The 23,267-nt window shown below is 41.9% G+C and carries 24 protein-coding genes; 21 read left to right on the top strand and 3 right to left on the bottom strand.

The features are described 5' to 3' along the window. Nucleotides 1-8: 8 nt before the first annotated feature. The 21 genes from C2M33_RS02085 to C2M33_RS01985 all read left to right on the top strand — a co-directional run bounded on the left by C2M33_RS02085 (nt 9) and on the right by C2M33_RS01985 (nt 19,887). Complete coding sequence (locus C2M33_RS02085; protein WP_054554554.1) at nt 9-254, top strand: acyl carrier protein; 246 nt, start codon at nt 9-11, stop codon at nt 252-254. 11 nt (nt 255-265) lie between these two features. Next, a complete protein-coding gene (locus C2M33_RS02080) occupies nt 266-832 on the top strand; it encodes a septation protein IspZ (protein WP_105173553.1) in 567 nt (188 codons plus the stop codon). Next, nucleotides 819-2,177 carry an AMP-binding protein gene (locus C2M33_RS02075; RefSeq protein WP_105173552.1) on the top strand — a complete coding sequence of 453 codons (1,359 nt, stop codon included), beginning with the start codon at nt 819-821 and terminating at the stop codon, nt 2,175-2,177. The genes C2M33_RS02080 and C2M33_RS02075 overlap by 14 nt, the downstream gene beginning before the upstream one ends. Further along, entirely contained in the window at nt 2,161-2,514 is a 354-nt protein-coding gene (locus C2M33_RS02070; protein WP_105173551.1) for an ApeI family dehydratase, read from the top strand. Before C2M33_RS02075 ends, C2M33_RS02070 begins: the two co-directional genes overlap by 17 nt. Before the next feature lie 3 nt (nt 2,515-2,517). Next, nucleotides 2,518-3,255, top strand: a complete 738-nt coding sequence (locus C2M33_RS02065; protein WP_063707684.1) for a glycosyltransferase family 2 protein — start codon at nt 2,518-2,520, stop codon at nt 3,253-3,255. After that, complete coding sequence (locus C2M33_RS02060; RefSeq protein WP_063707682.1) at nt 3,255-4,223, top strand: LpxL/LpxP family acyltransferase; 969 nt, start codon at nt 3,255-3,257, stop codon at nt 4,221-4,223. Before C2M33_RS02065 ends, C2M33_RS02060 begins: the two co-directional genes overlap by 1 nt. A 1-nt stretch (nt 4,224) precedes the next feature. Further along, nucleotides 4,225-5,769 (top strand): HAL/PAL/TAL family ammonia-lyase, encoded by a 1,545-nt coding sequence (locus C2M33_RS02055; RefSeq protein ID WP_171038295.1) that lies wholly within the window; start codon nt 4,225-4,227, stop codon nt 5,767-5,769. Next, nucleotides 5,762-6,187, top strand: a complete 426-nt coding sequence (locus tag C2M33_RS02050; protein ID WP_063707680.1) for an acyl-CoA thioesterase — start codon at nt 5,762-5,764, stop codon at nt 6,185-6,187. Before C2M33_RS02055 ends, C2M33_RS02050 begins: the two co-directional genes overlap by 8 nt. Then, nucleotides 6,187-6,705, top strand: coding sequence for an outer membrane lipoprotein carrier protein LolA (locus tag C2M33_RS02045; RefSeq protein WP_063707677.1), 519 nt, complete (start codon nt 6,187-6,189; stop codon nt 6,703-6,705). The genes C2M33_RS02050 and C2M33_RS02045 overlap by 1 nt, the downstream gene beginning before the upstream one ends. Then, on the top strand, nt 6,702-8,843 hold the full coding sequence (locus tag C2M33_RS02040; protein ID WP_105173550.1) for a transporter: 2,142 nt from the start codon (nt 6,702-6,704) through the stop codon (nt 8,841-8,843). The genes C2M33_RS02045 and C2M33_RS02040 overlap by 4 nt, the downstream gene beginning before the upstream one ends. An 80-nt stretch (nt 8,844-8,923) precedes the next feature. Continuing rightward, the gene (locus tag C2M33_RS02035) at nt 8,924-10,165 is read left to right on the top strand and encodes an NAD(P)/FAD-dependent oxidoreductase (RefSeq protein WP_063707674.1); all 1,242 of its coding nucleotides are present in this window, start codon (nt 8,924-8,926) and stop codon (nt 10,163-10,165) included. Beyond that, the gene (locus C2M33_RS02030) at nt 10,153-10,704 is read left to right on the top strand and encodes a DUF3261 domain-containing protein (RefSeq protein WP_063707672.1); all 552 of its coding nucleotides are present in this window, start codon (nt 10,153-10,155) and stop codon (nt 10,702-10,704) included. Before C2M33_RS02035 ends, C2M33_RS02030 begins: the two co-directional genes overlap by 13 nt. 2 nt (nt 10,705-10,706) lie before the next feature. After that, nucleotides 10,707-11,870, top strand: a complete 1,164-nt coding sequence (locus tag C2M33_RS02025; RefSeq protein ID WP_105173549.1) for a beta-ketoacyl-ACP synthase — start codon at nt 10,707-10,709, stop codon at nt 11,868-11,870. Next, nucleotides 11,857-12,312 (top strand): ApeP family dehydratase, encoded by a 456-nt coding sequence (locus tag C2M33_RS02020; protein ID WP_063707668.1) that lies wholly within the window; start codon nt 11,857-11,859, stop codon nt 12,310-12,312. The genes C2M33_RS02025 and C2M33_RS02020 overlap by 14 nt, the downstream gene beginning before the upstream one ends. Continuing rightward, entirely contained in the window at nt 12,309-13,034 is a 726-nt protein-coding gene (gene fabG / locus C2M33_RS02015; protein WP_063707666.1) for a 3-oxoacyl-ACP reductase FabG, read from the top strand. Before C2M33_RS02020 ends, fabG begins: the two co-directional genes overlap by 4 nt. After that, the gene (locus C2M33_RS02010) at nt 13,034-14,260 is read left to right on the top strand and encodes a beta-ketoacyl-ACP synthase (RefSeq protein ID WP_063707664.1); all 1,227 of its coding nucleotides are present in this window, start codon (nt 13,034-13,036) and stop codon (nt 14,258-14,260) included. Before fabG ends, C2M33_RS02010 begins: the two co-directional genes overlap by 1 nt. After that, nucleotides 14,257-15,087, top strand: a complete 831-nt coding sequence (locus C2M33_RS02005) for a MipA/OmpV family protein (protein WP_063707661.1) — start codon at nt 14,257-14,259, stop codon at nt 15,085-15,087. Before C2M33_RS02010 ends, C2M33_RS02005 begins: the two co-directional genes overlap by 4 nt. Continuing rightward, nucleotides 15,088-15,519 (top strand): hypothetical protein, encoded by a 432-nt coding sequence (locus C2M33_RS02000; RefSeq protein ID WP_063707659.1) that lies wholly within the window; start codon nt 15,088-15,090, stop codon nt 15,517-15,519. 67 nt (nt 15,520-15,586) lie between these two features. Further along, entirely contained in the window at nt 15,587-16,888 is a 1,302-nt protein-coding gene (locus C2M33_RS01995; protein WP_063707657.1) for a DEAD/DEAH box helicase, read from the top strand. Nucleotides 16,889-17,109: 221 nt separating this feature from the next. Further along, nucleotides 17,110-19,356 (top strand): carbohydrate binding family 9 domain-containing protein, encoded by a 2,247-nt coding sequence (locus C2M33_RS01990; RefSeq protein WP_063707655.1) that lies wholly within the window; start codon nt 17,110-17,112, stop codon nt 19,354-19,356. 24 nt (nt 19,357-19,380) lie between these two features. Next, nucleotides 19,381-19,887 carry an Sbal_3080 family lipoprotein gene (locus tag C2M33_RS01985; RefSeq protein ID WP_063707652.1) on the top strand — a complete coding sequence of 169 codons (507 nt, stop codon included), beginning with the start codon at nt 19,381-19,383 and terminating at the stop codon, nt 19,885-19,887. Nucleotides 19,888-19,905: 18 nt separating this feature from the next. On the opposite strand, the gene C2M33_RS01980 is transcribed toward C2M33_RS01985, so the two are convergent. The 3 genes from C2M33_RS01980 to C2M33_RS01970 form a co-directional block, all read right to left on the bottom strand. Continuing rightward, nucleotides 19,906-20,424, bottom strand: a complete 519-nt coding sequence (locus C2M33_RS01980; protein ID WP_063707649.1) for a protein tyrosine phosphatase family protein — start codon at nt 20,422-20,424, stop codon at nt 19,906-19,908. Nucleotides 20,425-20,443: 19 nt separating this feature from the next. Beyond that, nucleotides 20,444-22,180 (bottom strand): amidohydrolase, encoded by a 1,737-nt coding sequence (locus tag C2M33_RS01975; protein WP_063707646.1) that lies wholly within the window; start codon nt 22,178-22,180, stop codon nt 20,444-20,446. A 73-nt stretch (nt 22,181-22,253) separates the two neighbouring features. After that, a complete protein-coding gene (locus C2M33_RS01970) occupies nt 22,254-23,219 on the bottom strand; it encodes a Solitary outer membrane autotransporter beta-barrel domain (RefSeq protein ID WP_063707642.1) in 966 nt (321 codons plus the stop codon). Nucleotides 23,220-23,267: the final 48 nt, after the last annotated feature.

Raw genomic sequence — 23,267 nt, 5'->3', positions numbered from 1 at the left:
GAATAAGCATGAAAACCGCTGCTGACATTTACAACGTTTTACAGGGCATTTTAGTAGATGAATTTGAGATCGATGCTGATGATATCAGCCTAGATGCGCACCTGTATCAAGACCTAGATCTTGATAGCATTGATGCTGTTGATTTAGTTGTAAAACTACGCGAAATTACTGGTAAGAAAATTGAGCCAGATGCATTTAAGCAAGTGCGTACTGTGCAAGATGTTGTAAACGAAGTAGAAAAACTCGTTTCATAAACAACATTACTATGCTCAAAGCGATAACCACAACACTGCTCTTAGTATGCTTATCTTTATACCCATTTATTGTGTATTTTGGATTACAGCTTATCTCAATAAGACAAGTGAGCTTGGTACTAATGGTATTGTTAGGCTTAAGGCTTTTACTTAGCAAAAAGTTACTGAAATCTATGCCATGGATAAAGCCAGCCTCTATTTTGGCTATTATCGCATTAGCAACAACGCAGTTTTTTAACAGTGATCTGGGTTTAAAACTTTACCCCGTTATTATTAATACGGTAATGGCAGTAACCTTTGCTTATTCGCTGAAAAGTGGCCCAACAGTCATCGAAAGCTTTGCTCGAATTAAAGAGCCCGAGCTTGATGAAAAAGGGGTTAATTACACGCGCCAAGTTACTAAAATTTGGTGCGCGTTTTTTATTATCAATGGCAGTATTGCGTTATACACGAGCCTATTTACTTCGTTACAGACATGGACACTGTATAACGGATTAATAGCCTATATTCTGATAGCTCTCTTAGGCCTTGTGGAATGGCTTGTTAGACAAAAGGTTAAAAGTAATGGTAGCGAGTAATCTGAAATTTCACCCAGACGCTGCATTTGTTGTTGCAGGACAGCCAATAACACATACACAGTTTTTTGCTGATATTGCGGCTTATCAAAGTAAACTCACAGCATTGAAAGCTGGCAGCCATGTAGTGTTATTTCACCCCGATACCTACCAATTTGCAGTGCGCTTATTTGCTTTAGCGTGTAGTGGTCATAATGTTATTCTGCCACCTAATGGTCAGCACGAAACTTTAAGTTTATTGCTTGCTCAGTCTGCTTTTTTTGCCGGCGATGCGACCAATATCGATGACGATGTGCTATTTACCAACCTTGAACATAGTCTTGGTCACACGCCTTTACAAACTAACCGTTTACAATGGCCAACAAACACAGCTGTTATTTTTTATACGTCAGGCTCATCTGGACAATCTAAACCGATAGTAAAACCGTGGCGGGTACTAAACCGAGAGCTTGCAGTATTATCAATGTCATTTGACTTACCTCGTCAATTTACGTTTTTAGCAACCGTTTCGCATCAGCATATCTATGGTTTATTGTTTCGCTTATTATGGCCGTTGGCGAAAGGTCATATTATTGATAGTGAACAAATTCAGTATCCTGAACATATTGCGCAAAGGCTAGAACATATTCGTTATGCAGCGCTCGTTTCAAGCCCTGCACAACTCGGCCGTTTATGTGCTGATAACGTGTTAATTCCTGAGCGCGACAAAATTAAGTGGATTTTTTCCTCTGGTGGACCACTCAATAATGAGCATGCCGAAACTTTATTTAACCAGTTAGCTCGCCCTGCTACCCAAGTATTTGGTAGTACCGAAACCGGCGGTATTGCTTATCGACAAGTTACACAGGCAGCGGTTGATGTACCATGGCAGCCGTTTAATGGTAATTATTTGTCGTTGAATCATGAAGGGCGCTTGATGCTAGACTCTGCGATTTTAGAGCAATCGAATTTCCCTTTAGATGATAGAGCACTCGTTCATAAAAATGGTCAATTTAAACTGTTGGGCCGTATAGACAGAACGATAAAAATTGAAGAAAAACGTTTGAATCTAGATGAGCTTGAGAGTTATCTGCAAAGCCATGACTGGGTAAAAGAAGCTAAAGTAGTGGTTATTCCAGCTAAGCGCGTGCAAATTGGCGCGGTGGTTGTACTCAGTGATGAGGCTAATAAAGAGCTTGAACAGCAGGGTAAACTGGCAGTTAACCGCGCTTTACAAGCGCACCTCTCAAACCGCTTTGAACGTGTTTGCTTACCACGCAAATGGCGCTATATCGATGCACTTCCTTTTAACAGCCAAGCTAAATTAAGTTTAAAAACATTGGAGCAGTATTTTGCCAAGCCTGAATAACGTGACCCCAGAGGTGGCCGTTTTAACACAAACAGAAACTAGCGTGAGTTTAGCAATAACCATTGCGGCTGATTTAGATTATTTTCGCGGCCACTTTCCTAATGCGCCAATTTTAGCAGGCGTAGTACAGCTGGATTGGGCAGTGAAATATGCTCAGCAATATTTGGGTTTTGGCAAACTAGTACAAGATTTAGAAGTGTTAAAGTTTCAGGTAGTAACAACCCCCGATATGACGGTAAACCTAACTCTTGAGCGCAATGCAAAAGGTAAATGTTTGTTTAGCTATCAATCGGACAAAGGCCAGCATGCGTCTGGTCGAATTGTATTTTGTGATTAAGCCATGAACCAGTTTTGTATTGTTATTCCTAATTACAATCACACCCATGCTATCGCTGCAGTACTCGATGAGCTAAAAGCGTTAAAGCTGCCGATAATCATGGTTGATGATGGCAGTGACGCAGATGCCAAGCAAGTATTTTCAGAGCTTGACGCACAGTACGATTTCTTAACCTTGATTCACCATGCTCAAAATCAAGGTAAGGGTGGCGCAGTTCAAACTGGGTTGATGGCTGCCTACCAGCAAGGGTTTAGCCATGCCATTCAGGTTGATGCCGACGGCCAGCATTCGTTAGCCGATATTAGTAAGTTGATTGAACTGAGCAATGCATCACCTAACAAGGTGATCAGTGGTTGTCCTATTTATGATAGCTCCGTGCCTAAGCATCGTTATTTGAGTCGTTACATCACCCATTTTTGGGTTTGGGTAGAAACGCTCAGCTTTGATATTGTTGATTCAATGTGTGGTTTTCGGGTTTATCCCTTAGCAGCCGTTGAGCATTTAATGACAAGACAAACACTTGGCAAGCGCATGGACTTTGATATTGAAATTTTAGTCAGGCTTTATTGGCAAGGTGTTAAGGTCACGTTTTTGCCAACCCAGGTCATTTACCCTGAAAATGGTGTATCTCACTTTCGAGCTTTACATGATAACGTGGGAATTTCGTGGCTGCATACGCGTTTATTCTTTGGCATGTTGCTACGCTCACCTAAGTTACTTTGGCGTAAGGTGGCTGGCTAATGGCTGTAAAGCACTGGTCAAAAATGCAAGAACGAGGCAATCGCTTAGGCATGCAGATATTGCTTGTGTGTTATCGGGTATTTGGCCGAAAAGGCTTGTGGTTGGTGTTGTTTCCGGTGGTATTTTATTTGTTTTTAACTGGCAAAATTGCCCGCCAAGCGTCTCATGCATTCTTAACCCAAGCGCGTAAGGTGAATGGCAATAGCAAAGCTGTTACTTGGCGCGATAGCTTTCGTCATTTTCGCTGCTTTGCAGACAGCGCTTTTGACAAAATAGATGCCTGGCTTGGGCGAATTCATCAACATAATATTCTTTACACTAACGAAGCCCTTTTTAAACAACTTGATGAGCAACAGCAAGGAGCTATTTTTATCGGCTCGCACCTTGGCAACCTAGAGGTATGTAGGGCCCTTAGCCAACACAGAAACAGTAAAACGATTAATGTATTAGTGTTTACACATCATGCGGTTGAGTTTAATAAATTACTGAAAAGTATTAATCCGGATGTCGCGGTAAACCTCATTCAAGTAACCGATCTTGGCCCAGATATGGCAATTATGCTCAAAGAGAAAGTAGAGCAGGGTGAAATTGTGGTGATTGTCGGTGACAGAACCAGTACCACCACCGCAGGAAGAGTTATTGAAGCGGACTTTTTAGGTAAGCCAGCCCCTTTTTCACAAGGGCCATTTATTTTAGCTGCGCTGTTAGATTGCCCAGTGTTTCATCTGTTTTGTTTAAAAGATAAAAAACCAAATGGCGAAACATGTTACCGCGTGATTTTTGAAAAATACGCCGACAAACTCGTTTTACCCCGTAAAACGAGGCAACAAACATTACAACAAATTGTTAGCGATTATGCGCAAAGGCTCAGTTTTTATGCTGCGGCCTATCCGTATCAATGGTTTAATTTTTATGATTTTTGGCAAAATGACGAGCAAGTTTCTCGTAGTCAAAACAAGGAGAACTAAGGTGTCAGAGCACTCGACTACCGTATTTGGCCAACAGCGTTTATCAATCGAAGATATTGTTCATATTGCATTAGAGCAAGGTGCTGTAGCGTTAACATCAGACCGTCAATTTGCGAATAAAATAGACAGCGCCGTCGCGTTTTTAGATAAGCTGCTTGAAGATGATGGCGTGATATATGGCGTTACCACAGGTTATGGCGACTCGGTAACCGTAAAAGTGCCACTTGATTTAGTCAATGAGTTACCACTGCATCTTACTCGATTTCATGGTTGTGGTCTTGGCGATGTGTTTAATCAAGCCCAAGGGCGCGCTATTTTAGCGACCCGTTTAACCTCGCTTTCGCAAGGGTATTCTGGCGTTAGCTGGGAGATGTTGAATTTATTACGTGACTTTTTAAATCACAATATTGTACCGGTGATCCCACAAGAAGGGTCAGTGGGAGCCAGTGGTGATTTAACGCCGCTTTCGTATGTAGCTGGTGCTATGGTTGGCGAGCGAGATGTTTATTACAAAGGCGAAATTAAAAACAGTCTAGAGGTGATGCAAGAACTTGGCTTAAAGCCATTAAAGCTGCGCCCGAAAGAAGGGCTGGCAGTCATGAATGGCACGGCCGTTATGACAGCTTTGGCATGTCTTGCTTATGATAGAGCTGATTATCTAGCCAAACTGACCAGCCGTATAACAGCCCTTGCAAGCCTTGCATTAAAAGGTAACAGTCATCACTTTGATGATATTTTGTTTTCGGTGAAGCCACATCCAGGGCAACAGCAAGTAGCTGCATGGATCCGTGGAGATTTAAACCATGTAGAACACCCGCGTAATGCTGACCGCTTACAAGATAGGTATTCAATTCGCTGTGCTCCACATGTTATTGGTGTGCTGCAAGATAGTTTGCCGTGGTTTAGGCAAATGATTGAAAATGAACTAAATTCGGCAAATGATAATCCAATTATCGATGGCGAAGGTGAACACGTATTGCATGGTGGTCACTTCTATGGCGGTCATATTGCAATGGTTATGGATAGCATGAAAACCGCTGTTGCTAATTTAGCCGACTTAGCAGACAGACAAATCGCATCCTTAGTTGATACGCGCTATAACAATGGTTTACCTTCTAATCTATCGGCGAGTAATGATGAACGTCGTTACATTAACCATGGTTTTAAAGCGGTACAAATTGGTGCCAGTGCATACACGGCTGAAGCATTAAAACTAACCATGCCAGCAAGTGTGTTTTCTCGTTCAACCGAGTGTCACAACCAAGATAAAGTGAGCATGGGAACCATCGCTGCACGAGATTGCTTACGTATCTTACAGCTTACTGAGCAAGTGGTTGCAAGTACCTTGCTTGCAAGTATTCAAGGTTTGCGTTTACGTATTAAAAGCGGTGAGCTTGAATTTGCCAGTTTAACCAGTGATGTACAAAGTATGTATCAAGACATTAGCGAGTTTTTCCCGCTGCTTGATGAAGACCGTCCTCTAGAGGCTGTTCTTCGCTTTACGGTTGACGCTATTCAAACAAAACGTTGGAGTTTATATGCATAGTAGAGGCTCGTTGTTGAGCACTCATGTTGAGATTGAAATTCCTTTTCATGATTGCGATCCAATGAATGTGGTATGGCATGGTAATTACCCGCGCTATTTAGAAGTCGCGCGGTGCGAATTACTGCGTTTGTTTGATTATGATTATGTGCAAATGCAAGAATCTGGCTATGCGTGGCCGATTATTGACATGCATATTAAGTACGTCGGCTCTGCATTGTTTACACAAAAAATCCGCGTTGATGCCTACTTAAAAGAATATGAAACACGATTACGTATTGATTACGTAATCACTGATTGTGCTACAGGTAAAAAGTTAACCAAAGCAACGACTATCCAAGTTGCGGTTGATATAGAGAATAAAGAAATGCAGTTTGTTTCGCCGCCTGTACTACATGAAAAACTTCAAAAGGTGATTTAATGCGATTAAGCGTGTTGTTACTGAGTGTGCTAGTTCTTTTCCCTGTGTTTGCATCAAGCGCGGTGACAGAGCAAGGCACATTTAGCCAAGAAAAGCATTTTAAAGGATTCAATAAACCTTTTATTTCAACAGGTTCGTTTGAACTTGCTGAAGATGGCCTCACTTGGCAGGTTGAATCTCCGGTTAAAAGCACGCTATTAATCAAGCAAGGGCAAGTATATACCCTTAACGATCAAGGTGAGCCGCAGCTACAAAAAGGCGCGGAGCCATACGTTAATTTACTGCAAGCGATTTTAAAGCATGATGAAGTTGCACTTGCTGAGCAATTTACGATGGCAGAGCATGCAGAGCCCGGTTGTCAGACTTTATTACCTAAAGATGACTTGCTAAAGCAGCTATTTAGTCAGTTCGAATTATGTGAAGCAGCAGAGCAAGTGAGCCGTGTGCGTCTGCAAGAAGCAAGTGGTAACTTTACGGTATTACGCTTTGCTTATCCTCATAAAGAGCAAAAACAGTGAAAGCATGGGGCCTAACGCTTGCTTGGCTAAGCCTATTAGTTAGCGCCTTAGTGGTTGTTTTTATTCTAAAAAAGCCGACGTTGAATAATGATATTTTGGCTTTGTTGCCAAAGTCAGAACCGCGTTTACAGCAAGTCGAAGAACACTTTTTTGCGGCTAATAAACAGCAGTTGAGCTTTTCTTTTCGTGGTGAAAATGCAGTAAAAGCTTATGATAATTTAGAACAGTGGCTGGCGAGTAAACATATTGAGCCTCGTTTTAAGTTACCAGAAATATCCCAGTTGGCAGCATTTTACGGTCAGTACGCAGGGCATTTAGTTTCCGAGGAATATAAGCAAGCGATTGGCGATGCTAATCGCTTTCAACAGTATTACTTTAGCCAATTGAGTAAAGTCGCTGATCCTTTTGTTTCAAGTACTATCAACCAAGACCCTTCACTTGCCACAGCGGGGTTCTTATCTGAGGCTATGGCACACATGCAGCAATTTGAGCTGCAAGATGGCCGAATTAACATTAACTATCAAGGTGATGAGTATTTAATGTTATTCGTGCAAAGTGCTGACAATGCCTTTTCAATAAATCAATCAATAGCTTTAAGCAATGAGATTGTTGCCTATATCGCTGAGCTTGAAAGCCGCTATCCCGATACACAAATTCGTTATGCTGGTGCTTTATTTCACACCGCAGCAAATGCGCAGCAAGCCAAATTTGAAATGACCTTGTTTGGTTCGGTGAGCTTGCTGGCGCTTATTGTGATGGTGGTGTGGGTGTTTCGCTCGATCAATGCATTGTGGCTGGCCTCTGTAACCTTGATAAGCGCCGCTATTGGCGGCACCATTGCGCTGATCTGTATTTTTAGTCAAATCCATGTATTAACCATGGTGTTTGCCGTGACACTGATTGGTATTGCCATTGATTATGCATTTCATGGCATGCTTGATTTAACTGAGCAGCCACAAGGTTTTAGCCAAGGGCTCAAACTGGCGCTTTTGTTGTCGTTACTAACCACCACACTCGGTTACGCGAGTTTGTTTTTCTCACCGGTGCAGTTACTCAGTCAAGTGGGCGTGTTTGTTGTTGCAGGGCTAGTTACAGCTTGGCTCTGCACACGTATCTTATTGCCTTATTGGCAAACAGGATTAACCATTAACACTGCTGCGCATCAGTTAGCAAACATGTTAAGTGGTTATTTAAAACGCTTAACGCATTACCGCGTCGCACTCAGTATGCTGATGTTAGTGCTATTAAGTGCCTTTGCTTTACTAAAACCCCCTGTGATTAATGATGATGTAAAGCTGTTAAATGCAAGTCCTGCTGACTTAATGCAAAACGAAGCTTTGCATATGTCTTTATTAGGTAAGGATAATGGCCAAATCATGATTTTATTTGCCGATAATGCGCAGCAGTTATTAGTACAACAAGAAGCATTAAAAGCAACTATTCGCGGTCTTAATGGCCGTGTCTTGATGCTTAGTGACTTAGTGCCTAGTAAACAATTACAACAGCAAAACTATGCGCAAATGCATTCGGCCCAGCAAGCGATGAGTGTGGTTAGCCAAATGACAGGGATGCCCGTTGAGCTCTCAACACCAATGCTTGATTTAAACGCGGCACTTAATTCTCCGTTAGCGCCGTTAATCGCTAACCAAGTGATCTCAAACAATACACTAACCGCAAGCTGGTTTATGGTAACGGGTGTAAATAAAACCGAGCTGATGGATTTAACCAACGCTTACCCAGATTTAATTGTTTACGATAAAGTCGCGATGATAAGCGAAGGTTTAAGTCATTACTCAAATTCGTTACTGGTGACACTGGCCATTGCGATGACCTTTGCGTTACTACTCTTTAGCGTTAAATTTGGTTTTAAAACGGCGTGTAAGCAAACGTTAGTACTTGTACTAACTACCGCAGCTGTACTGCTACTATGCAGTGCGCTGCAATCTCAGCTATCGATTTTTAATTTGTTAGGCTGTTTATTGATATTAGCGTTGGCAATCGATTACTTGGTGTTTTATCAGGTTAATAATTTAAGCCCGAGCAATGTACTCGCAATTAGTTTGTCAGCGGCATCATCGATGTGGGTATTTGGCATGTTGGCCGTTTCGAAAACGCCGGCCATTTTCAGTTTCGATTAACGGTATTAGTGGGGCTAGTTTGTATCTATATCTTTGCGCCGCTTAGTATTGCATTACCTAAAAATAAGGAAAAATAATAGGTGAATAATCAAGTTCAACAGGCTGATGTTGTTATTATTGGTGCGGGCCCTTCAGGTGCCGTGGCTGCCAGTTTACTGGTGAAAAAAGGTTGGCATGTGGTGGTGTTAGAGCAGCAAACCTTTCCGCGTTTTTCGATTGGTGAAAGTTTATTACCCCAGTGCATGAGCTTTTTAGCAGAAGCAGGCCTTGAGCAAGCGGTGCAAACACAGGCACAATCGCTTGGTTTTCAGTTTAAAAATGGTGCGGCGTTTCAGCGTCGGGGCGACCACACAACAATCGATTTTACTGAGAAATTTAGCGAAGGCCCTGGCACGACTTTTCAGGTAAAACGTGCTGACTTTGATAAATGCTTAGCCGATGGTGCCATGCAGCAAGGGGCTGAAATACGTTACCAACATAGCGTGTTAGCGTTCACCGATTGTGAGGATGGCGCTTTACTTGAAGTTACGGATGAAAACCAGCAAGGCTATCAAATTAAAGGGCGTTTTGTACTTGATGCCAGTGGTTTTGGAAGAGTATTACCTCGCTTACTTGATTTAGAGTCAGCATCAAATTTCCCAGTACGTTGGGCTTTTTTCAGCCATTTTAAAGATAATATTAGCGATACACAGTTTGACCGCGAAAAAATCTTAATTAACGTTCACCCAGAGCATAAAGATATTTGGTATTGGCTGATCCCATTTAGTGATGGTACGGCAAGCATTGGTGTCGTTGGTAAACCAGAGCAGCTTGAGGATAAACAACCACTCGCTGGTTTAAATGAATTTATTGAACAAGATAGCTATTTAAGTGAGTTATTAGCCAATCGTGAAGCAATTGGCGAAGCGCGTGCTATCAAAGGCTATTCGGCTAATGTGTCGAGCTTGTATGGTGAACATTTTGCACTACTTGGTAATGCCGGTGAGTTTTTAGATCCGGTATTTTCATCTGGGGTGACGATTGCATTAAAATCCGCCTCATTGGTCGCTCCTTTAGTTGATAGCTACTTACGTGGTGAGCAAGTTGATTTCAAAAACGATTACAGTGAGCCTTTGCAACAAGGGGTTAATTGCTTTAGAACCTACGTCAGTGCTTGGTATGATGGCTCTTTTCAAGACGTGATTTTTTACAGTGAGAAAAACCAACAAGTGCGCGAGATGATCAGTGCTATTCTTGCCGGTTATGCATGGGACTTACAAAACCCATTTGTAAAACAAAGCAACAAACGCTTAAATACGTTGGTTGAATTATGTCGCGACTAACACGCTCTTTGCTCTTATCTTTGAGCATATTAGTGGCAAGTTGTGCCAGTGAATTTGCAGTAAAAACGGGCGTTGATTTAGCGCCAAATGCAGGGATTTATTTGCTTGATCCACCGCCGTCATTAGTTGCCGATAATTGGCAGCAAGTGCTTGAAGTACGCCATGGCGATGAGCAGCATACATTACTAGCGCAACTGAGTTTAAACAGTGAAACGGGTATTAACTTGGCTGTTATGACAGCTCAAGGTATGCCAATTTTTCAGTTAGAAAAAGCGCCACTAGGGCCAATTAAAAGCGAAAAAATGCTTCCTATCAGTGCGGTTGATCCTCGCTATATTCTTGCTGATATCATGCTTGTACACTGGCCAGTTACTGTGCTTAACTCGCAGCTTTATGGCTTGAACTTGGTTGAACAAGGCTCAACGCGACGCTTATATCAGGGTGAGCAGTTAATTAGTGAAATTCGCTATTTAGACGGTGCAACAGAACTTGTAAACTTTCAGCGAGATTACAAAATTAAATTTCAAAGGGTTAATTGATTATGCCATTTTGGCTTAACGACTTAGGTATTGTTAGTGCATTGGGGGTTGGTCATCAACAAACAATGCAAAGTATCAGCTTGCAACCTAAACAAACACTCACAGAGGTGACGTCGCTTGCATTTGAGCAGCGCCCAACCTTTGTGGGTTTGGTTGATGAACTGCCATTAACAGCATCAATGCGATTTTATCAGCTAATCGATTTAGCGCTGGCGCAAATTGCTGGCACATTAGCAAACATAGACATTCCGAGTAGCCGTATTGCTGTGGTGATTGGTACCAGTACTGCTGCAATTCAAGAAGGTGAGAGAGGCCGAAAAGCCCACGCAGCGAAGGGAAAGTGGCCAGAGGAATTTGATTATTACGACCAAGCGCTCGTTGCACCCGCCAATTATATTGCTAAAAAACTCGCTGCGAAGGGGCCAAGTTACAGCATTTCAACTGCGTGTAGTTCAAGTGCCAAGGCGCTTATTAGTGCGCGTGCCTTACTCAGTGCTGATTTAGCCGATGTGGTAATTTGTGGTGGGGTAGATAGCTTGTGCCAACTCACTATCAATGGCTTTGATTCGTTATCTTCGATCAGCGATGAAATCTGTAAGCCATTTAGCGGCGACAGGTCAGGCATCAATATTGGTGAAGCCGCAGCGTTATTTGTTATGAGTAAAGAGCAGCACACAAAACAAAGTATTGCTTTTTTAGGTGGTGGTGAAAGCTCCGATGCCCACCATATTTCAGCTCCGATTGCAGATGGTTCTGGCGCAATCGCAGCGATGACAATGGCATTGCAAGACGCGAATTTAACCCCTTCAGATATCGACTACATTAATGCCCATGGAACAGCCACACCGCAAAATGATGCGATGGAATCTCTGGCAATCAGTGAGGTATTTGGCAAAGATACTAAAGTGAGCTCTTCTAAACATTTGACCGGCCATACCCTAGGCGCTGCAGGTGCCTTAGAAGCTGGATTATGTTGGCTCTATTTGGCCTACCCAGAGTTTAATCAATTAGTATGTAATCAGGTGATCAAAGACGAATCATTGGCTGAAATTGGTTTAATAACACAACCAGAAACGGCAGAAATTAACACCTGTTTATCAAATTCGTTTGCCTTTGGTGGCAATAATGTCAGTGTAGTACTAGGACATCTAAATGAATCACTATAAAATTGAGCAAGTAGTCCCTCATAGTGAACCAATGATATTGCTCAATCGCTTATCTAGTTACAGCGAAGAGTCAGGTTGTTGTGAAGTGGATATAAGTTCACACAGCCCGTTTTATGACGAAAGCTTAAATGGGGTTGCCAGTTATATTGGCTGTGAATATATGGCGCAAACTATCGCAGCTTATGCGGGTGCGCTGGCAAAAGACAAAGGGAATGAAGTACAAATTGGTTTTTTAATTGGCACGCGCAAATATAAAACCTATGCACCGGTATTTAAAAACGAGCAAACGCTTAAAGTCTCGGTGACAAAATTATATCAAGAAGAATCAGGGTTAAGTGTATTTGAGTGTCAAATACATAGCGATGAAACATGCTTAGCAGAAGCAAAAATCAATGTGTTTCAACCACAAGACCCCATGCAGTTTATAAGAGAAAATCAATGACAAAACGTATTTTAGTCACCGGCTCAAGCCGCGGTATAGGCAAAGCAATCGCACTGAGACTAGCTAACGATGGCTTTGATATTGCTGTTCATTGTCGCAGTGGCGTGGCTGAAGCAGAGCAAACCTGTGAAGAAATTAGTGCGCTTGGTCGTCATGCAAGCTTATTGCAATTTGATGTTTGCGATAGAGAACTTGCTAAACAACAAATTGAAGCTGATATTGCCGAGCACGGTGCGTATTATGGGGTGATCTGTAATGCAGGTATCACGAATGATATGGCGTTTCCTGCGATGCAAGGTGATGATTGGGATAAAGTGATCCGTACTGGCCTTGACGGATTTTACAATGTAGTGCATCCAACGGTGATGCCAATGGTGCAAGGTCGTAAAGGTGGCCGTATTGTCACTATGGCGTCAGTATCAGGGATTGCTGGTAATCGCGGGCAAGTTAACTACAGTGCCGCTAAAGCGGGCATTATTGGTGCGACCAAAGCACTTTCGCTTGAGCTTGCAAAACGTAAGATCACCGTTAACTGCGTGGCACCAGGGTTAATCGAAACCGAAATGACAGACGATTTACCGGTTGATGAAATGCTAAAAATGATCCCATTAAAACGTATGGGTTCTGTTAATGAAGTAGCTGGCACTGTGTCGTTCTTGTGTTCCGATGACGCCGCGTATATCACCCGCCAAGTTATTTCTGTGAATGGCGGTATGGTGTAATGAAGCGTGTTGTTGTTACAGGCATGTCTGCTATCACAGCATTAGGTGATACCTGGGGCGAGTTTAAAACCGCTTTGCAAAAAGGTGAAAATGCTGTTCAGTACATGACTGATTGGGATGTGGCGCCAGAATTAAACACTCGACTAGCGGCACCAGTTACTCATTTTACTAAACCAAGCCATTATAAGCGTAAACAAGTTCGCTCAATGGGGCGTGTTGCTTTGATGTCGACCCGTACTACAGAGCTTGCTTTAGAAGAAGCTGGGCTATTAGACCACCCAAGTCTAACCGACGGTTCTACAGGGATTGCTTTTGGCTCGTCAACGGGGTCAACGCCACCATTACTGGCTTTTGCAAAAATGATGGAAACCGGTGAAATGACGGGCGTAACGGCCACCAGTTACATCCAGATGATGGCACATACGGCGCCTGTGAATGTGGGTGTCTTTTTTGGTTTAAAAGGCCGCGTGATCACTACCAGCTCTGCCTGTACATCGGGGTCGCAAGGTATTGGTTATGCCTACGAAGCGATTAAGTATGGCCGTCAAAAAGCCATGGTGGCTGGTGGTGCAGAAGAGTTATGCATTACAGAAGCCGCTGTATTTGACACCTTGTACGCGACCAGCACAAAAAATGATGCTGCGAAAAGCACGCCACGACCATTTGATCAAAATCGTGATGGTCTGGTTATTGGTGAAGGTGCAGGCACACTGATTTTAGAAGAGTATGAGCATGCCCTTGCACGTGGAGCGACCATTTATGCGGAGCTAGTTGGTTTTGGTTGTAACTCAGATGGTCAACATGTTACGCAACCTACCGCAGAAACAATGCAAGTGGCTATTGAAATGGCCCTTAATGATGCACAGCTTACAGCGGATCAAATTGGCTATGTGAATGCTCATGGTACGTCAACAGATCGGGGTGATATTGCGGAGTCTCTGGCGACTTTCAATGCCCTTGGCAAGAAACCTATTAGTTCATTAAAAAGCTATTTAGGTCATACCTTAGGAGCGTGTGGCGCCATTGAAGCATGGGCAAGTATCAATATGATGAATGATGGTTGGTTTGCACCTACTATCAATTTAACGGATGTCGATCCTGAGTGTGCTGATTTAGATTATATCAAGGGCAATGGCCGTGAAATGCAAACAGATTACATTATGAGTAATAACTTTGCGTTTGGTGGCATCAATACCTCGTTAATCTTTAAAAAGTGGCAAGCATGATCAAGCGCAGCATCATAAGTATTTTATTTATTCTAACTTTTAATGCTTATGCTGCAGAAGATAGTGTAGAAAAGGGCACTGCAAAAATGGAGTTCGGTGCAGGCCTTTTTTATGCTGATATCCCGCATTATTTAGGTTCAGATGAAAGTGAGCAATACCTATTGCCTGTGCCTTATTTTCGTTATCAAAGCGATAAAATGGCCATCGACCGCAATAACTTCACTGGCTTTTTGTGGCAGCAAGAAAACCTCCATTTAGATTTATCTGCCAACGTAGGTCTTGCAGTTGACAGTGAAGACAACAAAGCCCGAGAAGGTATGGATGATCTAGATTGGGTGTTTGAATTAGGGCCTTCACTTAATTACTACCTAATAGGTGAACCAAACGCTAAACAGCATTTGTATTTAAGCCTGTTTGCACGCAAAGCCATTGCGACAGATTTCTCAGGTATTGATGATATTGGCTGGCGTTATGGGCCAAGTGTGTATTATCGAGTGCCGATCATCGAAAAAGCGGATTCACAATTTTCATTAGCGTTTCGTGGCAATATCAACTTTGCTAGCGATAAATACCTTGATTACTACTATGGAGTGAGTGACTTACATAGCAATGAAACTCGCCAAGCATACTCAAGTCGTTCAGGTTTTTCTGGCGCTGATGTATCAATTGGGGTACATTTTGACACACCAAAGTATTGGTTAGGTGGTTTTGTTAAATATCATCACCTTGCTAACAGTCAACAAGATGCAAGCCCACTCGTGAAGCAAGATTATAATGTTTCGGTCGGTTTTGGTGTTGCATGGAAGTTTTATAGAAGGAATTTTTAAATGAAGTTATTGCCCCTTGCATGTGTTTTAGCGGCTTGTTTGTTTTCAACAAACAGTTTTGCACGTGATGATATACAAACGCTACCTGTACAAGCACTACTTGAAACCACCAAAGCGAAACAAGCGCTGTTAGATATTCCGCTGTATTTTGCTGATCAAAGTCATACCAGCATTAAAACCAATTATGGTGAAGTTATCACCAACAAGAAAACCAACGCATTTAATAAAACTGACCGAGAGGCGTGTGAATGGGTAATGCTCAGTGCTTTAAAAGCATTACAAGAGCGTGCTGTTCGTGAAGGCATGAATGCAGTTGTAAATATTCAGTCGTATTACAAGAAGCGTGAGTTTGTCAGCCAAACAGAATATCAATGTGGTGCGGGCACATTTGTTGCTGGCGTGGCATTAAAAGGCACTTTAGTTAAGTTATAACTAACTAAAGTCATTTTTTTTCTGTATAATTTGCGACCCTTGATATGATGGCCGCAGGTTATACAGCATGAATTTTAAATCATTTAGTTTTTCTTCTGAGCTTTTACAGGCATTAGAAGAGCTTAATTTCGAAACGCTTACTCCCGTTCAACGTAGTGCAATTCCTGCGGTAAGAAAAGGCAAAGACGTACTTGTTAGTGCGCAAACAGGCACGGGTAAAACCGCAGCATTTGCTTTACCACTTATCCAAAAATTATCAGAATCAGCGGTTAGTGAAAATAATGCACCGAGTGCATTAGTGCTTGCACCTACTCGCGAGTTAGCTGAACAAATCGCTAATAATTTTAAAGCGTTTGCAAAATACACTGAACTCAAAACAGTGTGCTTGTTTGGTGGTATCAATTTAGCGGGTCAAGCTAACGATTTGAAAGCGGGTGTTGACATCGTGGTTGCAACGCCAGGGCGCTTACTTGATCATATTCGTTTAGGTAACATCAGCTTAGCTAATGTTAAGCATTTAGTGCTTGATGAAGCTGACCGTATGCTAGACATGGGTTTTATCAGCGATATGCAAACGGTTATAAATAGCTGTGATGAAGCGCGTCAAATCTTGTTGTTCTCTGCCACTTTCCCTGCTGCAATTAAACAATTTGCGAGTAAAGTACTAAAGCAGCCTGAAATCATTCGTGTCGATCAAACAAACAGTACCGCAGAAACAGTGCAACACGTTGTTTATCCTGTTGAAGAGCGCCGAAAGCAAGAACTTTTATCTGAATTGATTGGTAAGAAAAATTGGCAGCAGGTACTTGTTTTCGTAAACATGAAAGAGACTGCTGATGAGCTTGTAAAAGAGCTTAACCTTGATGGTATTCCAGCGGTTGTTTGTCATGGTGATAAAACCCAAGGTAATCGTCGCCGCGCTTTGCGCGAGTTTAAAGAAGGTAAAGTTCGTGTGCTGGTCGCAACCGAAGTGGCTGCCCGTGGTATTGATATTGAAGGTTTACCACGTGTGATCAACATCGACCTACCTTGGCTTGCAGAAGACTACGTGCACCGTATCGGCCGTACAGGTCGTGCTGGTAAGCCGGGTCAAGCTATTTCGTTTGTCAGCCGTGAAGAAGAAAACACTTTATTTGATATCGAAAAGCTAATCGGACAGCGCATCAAGCGTGTTGTTTTACCAGGTTACGAAGTAAGCAGCCGTGAAGTACTGATTGATAAAATTGGTAAAAAGCCGTCGCATTTACGCCGTAGCCGTACAAATAAGGCTTCAGGTCAGGCTACGGGTGAAGCGCGTGCGAAGAATCGTTCACGTATCGCAAATGTTCGCAAATCTTTGAAAGGCAATAAATTAAGCCTTAAAAAGTAATGAATTTCGATAACAAACGATAAGAGCTTCTATAAAAAAGCCCCATTGCTGTTTGGCTATGGGGCTTTTTTTGGCTCTGTTATTAGTACAAATGGAGTGTTTTGTTAAATTTTATGACGTTAAATTGAAAATAAGATTAACAAATGTACCTTGCTGAATTACAATCGCTTTGAAATCAGTCAAGTAGCGTTTCTAACGCGCCAGTATCTAAATGGATGTTTATGCAGTACTTAAAAAGAATAATAAATAAAATAATCGCCCCTACATTTTTACTCAGTGTTGCTAGTGTGCCTTTTTATGCTAATGCATTTGATAAAGCAGAATTCTCCCTTGCCCATATTAAAGAGTCGATTAGCGTTGATGGTGTGATGGATGAATCGCACTGGCAATACGCTACAAAAGTGCCACTAAAATATCAAAATGAACCAACTGAAAAAGGTACGCCTCTCGTTCAAACTGATGCTTACATGTATGAAGATGGTAAATACTTGTATGTTGGTTTTATTGCAAAAGATAATGACCCTTCGCAAATTCGTGCCGCCCTTCGAGACCGCGATACACTCTGGCAAGACGACAATGTTGCCTTGATGATTGATACCTTCAATGATGAACGAACTGGCTATGAGTTTTATGTAAACCCACTGGGTGCGCAAGGCGATATGCGCATGACCGATATCGATGATTGGGCGGAAGACCCATCATGGGACGCCATTTGGGATAGTGCAGGGCAAATAACTGACGATGGGTATGTGGTTGAAATGCGTATTCCATTTACTGCACTTCGCTTTCCAAAGGATCAAGCCCAGTTAACGTGGAGTTTTGCAGTATGGCGTAATTACCCGCGTGATGTGTATTATCAAATGTCGAACGTTGGTTTTGACCGAGATGTGAAGTGTAGCTTTTGTCAGTTTGATAAACTCACAGGCTTTGCCAACATGACTGAAAGCCAAAATATTCAGCTTACGCCAACATTAACTGCGCTTCGCCATGATACCAAAGATACAGTGCCGGGTGATTGGCAAAATGGTGATATTGATACTGAAGCGGGCTTGGACTTACGTTGGGGGGTCACGCAAGATGCGGTTATTAATGCCACCATTAACCCTGACTTTTCGCAGGTTGAGGCAGATTCACTTGAACTTGATGTAAATACCACTTACTCAATTTACTATGCTGAAAAGCGCCCATTCTTTTTAGATGGCGCCTCTTACTTTAATACCAGCCAATTAGAGCTTTTATACACGCGAATGATTGCTGAACCTGATGTGGGTTTAAAATTAACGGGTAAAACTGGCGCACACAGCTATGGCTTTATGTACGCTGACGATCAGAATACCAGTGTCTTACTTCCGACGAATCAAGGGTCGGGCTTTGCCAATCTTGCAGATAAAACACAAGCAGTAGCAGGGCGTTATCAGTTTGATATTGGTGAAAAAAGTACGATTGGTGTGATGAGTACTCACCGTGAAAATGATGATTATCATAATACGGTGTTATCTCTAGATGGAAGCTACTGGTTTAATCAATCAGATAGTTTGCAGTATCAAGTAGCAACTACAGATACTACCAACCCCGATTTTTTAGTGGATTATTATGGCGTTGATAAAGACCAATCCGATCAAGCTTATGCCATTGAATTCACGAGAACTAAGCGTGATTACGAAGTCTATGCTAATTACGAAAATATCGGTAAAGAATACCGCTCAGACTTAGGTTACCAAGCTAAAGTTGATTATGAACAAGTACAATTAGGTGGTGGGCAAACCTGGTATCGTGATGCTGATGATGCAATCACAGAGTACAGTTACAATGTTGAGTGGGATAAAACATGGGCGCAAAATGGCGACCTACTCGAAGAAGAATATGATGGCTATTTTACCTTTAAAGGTAAGATGCAATCGCAAACAGAAATTGGTTTTATTCATCGAAATGAGTTTTATGCCGGCGAGTACTTTAACCAAAACATAGGCTATATCTACGGCGGTTTTAGACCCATCCGCGATGTTCGTTTCTTATTGTATGCTCAATATGGCAGTAAAATCGATTACAGTAATGCCGCTCTCGGTACTATGGTGCGCATTGAACCTGAGATGACATGGGATATTAACGACCATTGGCAGATTCAATTAGAGCACAGCTACAGCTACCTAGATAACGAGCAAAATGAGCGTGTTTATACTGCAAACTTAACGGATCTACGTGTTTATTATAAATTTAATATGCGCTCGATGCTGAAACTCGTTTTACAGTTTGAAGATGTCGATCGAAACAATGAAGCTTATCGATTTGATGTAAGCCAAACTAACCGCGATTATGGTACTCAGCTAGTGTATTCGTACAAAATTAACTCGCAGACACTGTTTTATTTAGGGTATTCTGATAAAGGGTATCAAGATGATTCGTTGAAGAGTCTTGAGCGTGATCAGCGTACCTTCTTCACTAAACTAAGCTATGCATGGCAGCTTTAAAAATTATAAAAAAGGAAAATCATAATGAATATTGCAAAAATATCAGCTGTTGCAGTTGCAGCTACTGTACTTGCGGGTTGTGCAGCGAAACAAGATGTAAGTCGTTTTGAAGCGGAAAAACCAAAAACCGTGTGTATTGCAGAGCACCAAGCAGTTAAAGAAGGTGTTGTAGCATCACTACAATCTGGTTTTGCAAAACATAATGTGCAAACGCGTGTTATCCCTGCCAATTATGTAATGAAACATCAAGCGTATCAAACAGACATTTCAGCTGCTAACACAGATGGTTGTGATGCGATTGCATTTTATGTTGCTAACTGGCATTGGGATTTAGCCCTATACATGGCCTATGCCAATATTTGGGTCACTAATGTTGACCAAACTAAAACAATTGCTCAGGCAAGCTATCGCACGGGTGGTGGGTTAGATAAGTTTATTGATGCAAACGATAAAATCATCGAATTAGTTGATTCAATGTTCCAGCAAGTTGAAGCCAAGAAACAACAAGAAAGCCAGAAAAAAGCAATATAAAATAATATGTTGGTCAGCTTATAGCTGACCAACTTCTTCGTTTACTTTACTTCTTACTACCCCTTCAAGGCTTTTTAAGCCCCATTGCTTACCAATTTCGACAGCTTCTTCAATAGGCTTTTTCAAGGTTACGGCATTGTATAGCGCAACGAGAGCGCCAACACGGTTGCTACTCGCACAGTGAAGTAAGGTGGTTTGTTGTTGGTGCTCATTGAGTAAAGCCTGAAGTTTAGTGGCGTTTTCAATGGTAATATCAGCTTTAGATTGCACAGGAATATGGAAATAGTTCATGCCAAGCTCTGTGACTAACTCTTGCTCAGACCAATTCGTTTCGTTATCACCACGAAGGTTGATAATGTTCACAACACCAAGTTGTTTTAGCTTGGCAAAATCGGTTTGATTTGGCTGACCTGACGTTAATACATGCTCAGACTGCGCCTTGAGATTTAAAATATCTAGTTGCGTTACAGCTGTTTGTGCAGCTAATGCAGAAAAAGACAGCAGCGCAGCACATGCTAATTGTATGAACTTATTCATGTTACTCCTTAAAGTGTGTTTAATTTTTGCTGTAGACGGTTTTACCACGGCTAATAGTTTCTAACACTTGTAAGTTATGTAGCTCTGCGGGCTTTATTTTCAACGGGTTGTTATCAAGGATAATTAAATCTGCTTGCATCCCTTGTTTTAATTGCCCTTTTGAGCTTTCTTCAAAGTGTTGATACGCAGGCCATGTCGTCATTGCTTGTAGGGCAGTATACACAGAAACGCGTTGATCTGGGCCTAATACTTGATCTGTACGGGTCGTACGGTTAACCGTTGCATCTAATACGCGCAGTGCGTTTGGCAAGGCCACGGGTGCATCATGATGGGTGCTAAACATTAATCCTTGTTCGAGGACCGCATGAGTAGGTGAAATAAAATCAGCTCGGGGGTGACCAAGTACCGAATTTACATGCCAGTCGCCCCAATAAAAGGTATGCATTGGGAAGAGCGATGGAAATATGCCTAACTCTTTAAGGCGATTTACCTGATCTTGACGAATTGTTTGACCATGAATGAGCACTGGGCGGCGGTCTTTTTTACCAAGCTTGTTATTGGCATTTTCAACGGCATTTAAGAACTGCTCAATAGCAGCATCACCATTTGCATGCGTCATCACTTGCCAGCCATTGGCAAAGGCCGTTTCTACATATTCATAAGCTTGTTCATCATTAAAAGTAGGGTAGCCTGCATAACCTTGCTCTTGGCCTTCGGGGGCTTTTAGGTAAGGATGAGATAACCAAGCAGTTTTACCTTGTGGTGAGCCATCAAAGTTAAGTTTTACACCCCCAATGCGAAAATGATTCGTGTAGTTTTTACTGTTATAGCTTGAATCCATAAAACTGCTGCTGGTGGCCATATCGGCATAGGCAACCACATCAATCACGAATTTATCCGCTTTTGATGCCCTTACCATTGAATCATAGGCTTCTTGAGTTGCTCGGCCCTCTTGCGCTGTAGTGTAGCCGTATTTTGTATAGAGCTTTTGTCCTTCTTGGAGCATTAAATCTTGTAAGTCAGGATCAAAGGACTGCATGAGTTTAAACAGTAAACCAAAGTGTGCGTTTTCTTCGAGCACGCCATTGGGTTCTTGCGAGTTCGGCATACGACGAATTAGCCCGCCTTTAGGGTTTTCTGTGTTTTCATCGATGCCAGCCATGGCTAAGGCTTTACTATTTGCAACACTCAAATGCCCTGAGGTATGAATGATAATGACCGGCTTTTCGGTGCTCACGCGGTCTAAATCCATTTTAGTTGGGTATCTATCAAGCTCAGCATCATCGTAACCAAAGCCTAAAATTGCCCCCGTTTTTTCAATAAATGTAGTGTAGTCAGGGTTATTTTGTGCGGCGGTGAGAATATTAACAATTTGTTCAACGCTATTGGCATCACCATCTGGGCTAGGTAATACATTGGCCACCATAGCTTGCAAACCAACACCATAGACATGGCTATGGCCATCTACAAAGCCTGGCATTAAAGTTTTACCTTGTAAATCAATCAGCTTTGTTTTGCCAAACTTATGCTCAAGTGCTTTAGTTTTATCACCCACAAAGATGATCTTGTCACCTTGCGTTGCGATTGCCTGCGCATATTCTGGTTCATCGCCAGTCATTGTAAGAATATCGCCACCATAATAAATGGCATCTGCAGCACTTACTTGCAAAGGTAGGGTTTTAGCTGTTTGCTCAGGGGGGTTATCGCAAGCCGTTAAGGCAAGGAATGCACAAGCGATCGCGAGATGATGTTTCATATAACTCTTCCATGAATTTTAATTATGTCTAAGAATATAGTCTGTTTTAAAATTTTGTCTTTAAAAAATGGACTTAAATTTCATTAAAGTACAAGACAATAGCAGCGCCATCGAGGCTACTGCCGTTATGAATGTTGATACCCACTCCAAAGTTGTCAAACCACGATGTCCACTTTCTACTGTCCCATAAAAAGCCAATACCGTATTCATAAAAGTGGTCGGTCCCAAACGCTACACGACTATCACCGCCTAAATCAATTCGCTGTCCTTTGATATAAAAAGCTTGCTCAAAAGGCCCGATTTTAAACATGTTAAATTTAGCTTTTATACCATTGAGAGTACGCCACGTCTCTGGTGCTGCATTACTTATCCCATCAGGATGAGACAGAGCCCAGCCATAGTAATAATTAAAGTTAAGCTTGTACTCGTAATAGCCCCAATACCTAGGAAGTCGATAGATCATAGTCGCATTTGGGTTTAACACCAGTGCATTACTATTGAGGTTGGTGTAAAGGTTATCAGCTAAAGGCTGTAAGTCGCGTCTGGATTCAGAGGAGTTGTAATCATAATCATTGTTGTAATGTAAGTAGTGAGTATTAAAGCCAAATTGATATGACCATTTAGAGCCAAGTGCTTTCTCAGCATTAAAACCGAGCATCCCGTTATACACAGTTTCTGAAATATAGTCGTCAGCGACATTCTCATACAAAGAGATAAAATCTGATTGATTTAAATAACTTATTCTGCCGGTCAAACTTAGTTTGTGTTGATAAATAGGCTCATCAAGCTGCCATGTGTAAGGAATACTGTAGAGCTTAAGCTCCTTTCTAAGTGCGATACTGTCTTCATCTTTGCTGGCATGTTGCGGGTCAAACAGTGTTTGCGGATCAAAATCACCAAACCCCAAAGTAATACTGTCACCATCCGTTAAAACTAACGACGTTGCAAATGCGGTTTCAAGTTGTTTGGTTGGATTAGCATATAAATTAAATACATTTAATGCGTACAGGAGAAGCCACAGCTTAAATTGCTTTTTCATAAAAAATAACAATAAAAATTAATGTCTTAATAATAGTCGCAAAGTTAG

The sequence above is a fragment of the Pseudoalteromonas sp. T1lg122 genome, assembly GCF_002964825.1.
GTDB classification, from domain to species: Bacteria; Pseudomonadota; Gammaproteobacteria; order Enterobacterales; family Alteromonadaceae; genus Pseudoalteromonas; species Pseudoalteromonas gelatinilytica.
Note: the sequence above shows the minus strand (reverse complement) of the source record. Positions and strands in the feature narration are given on the sequence as shown.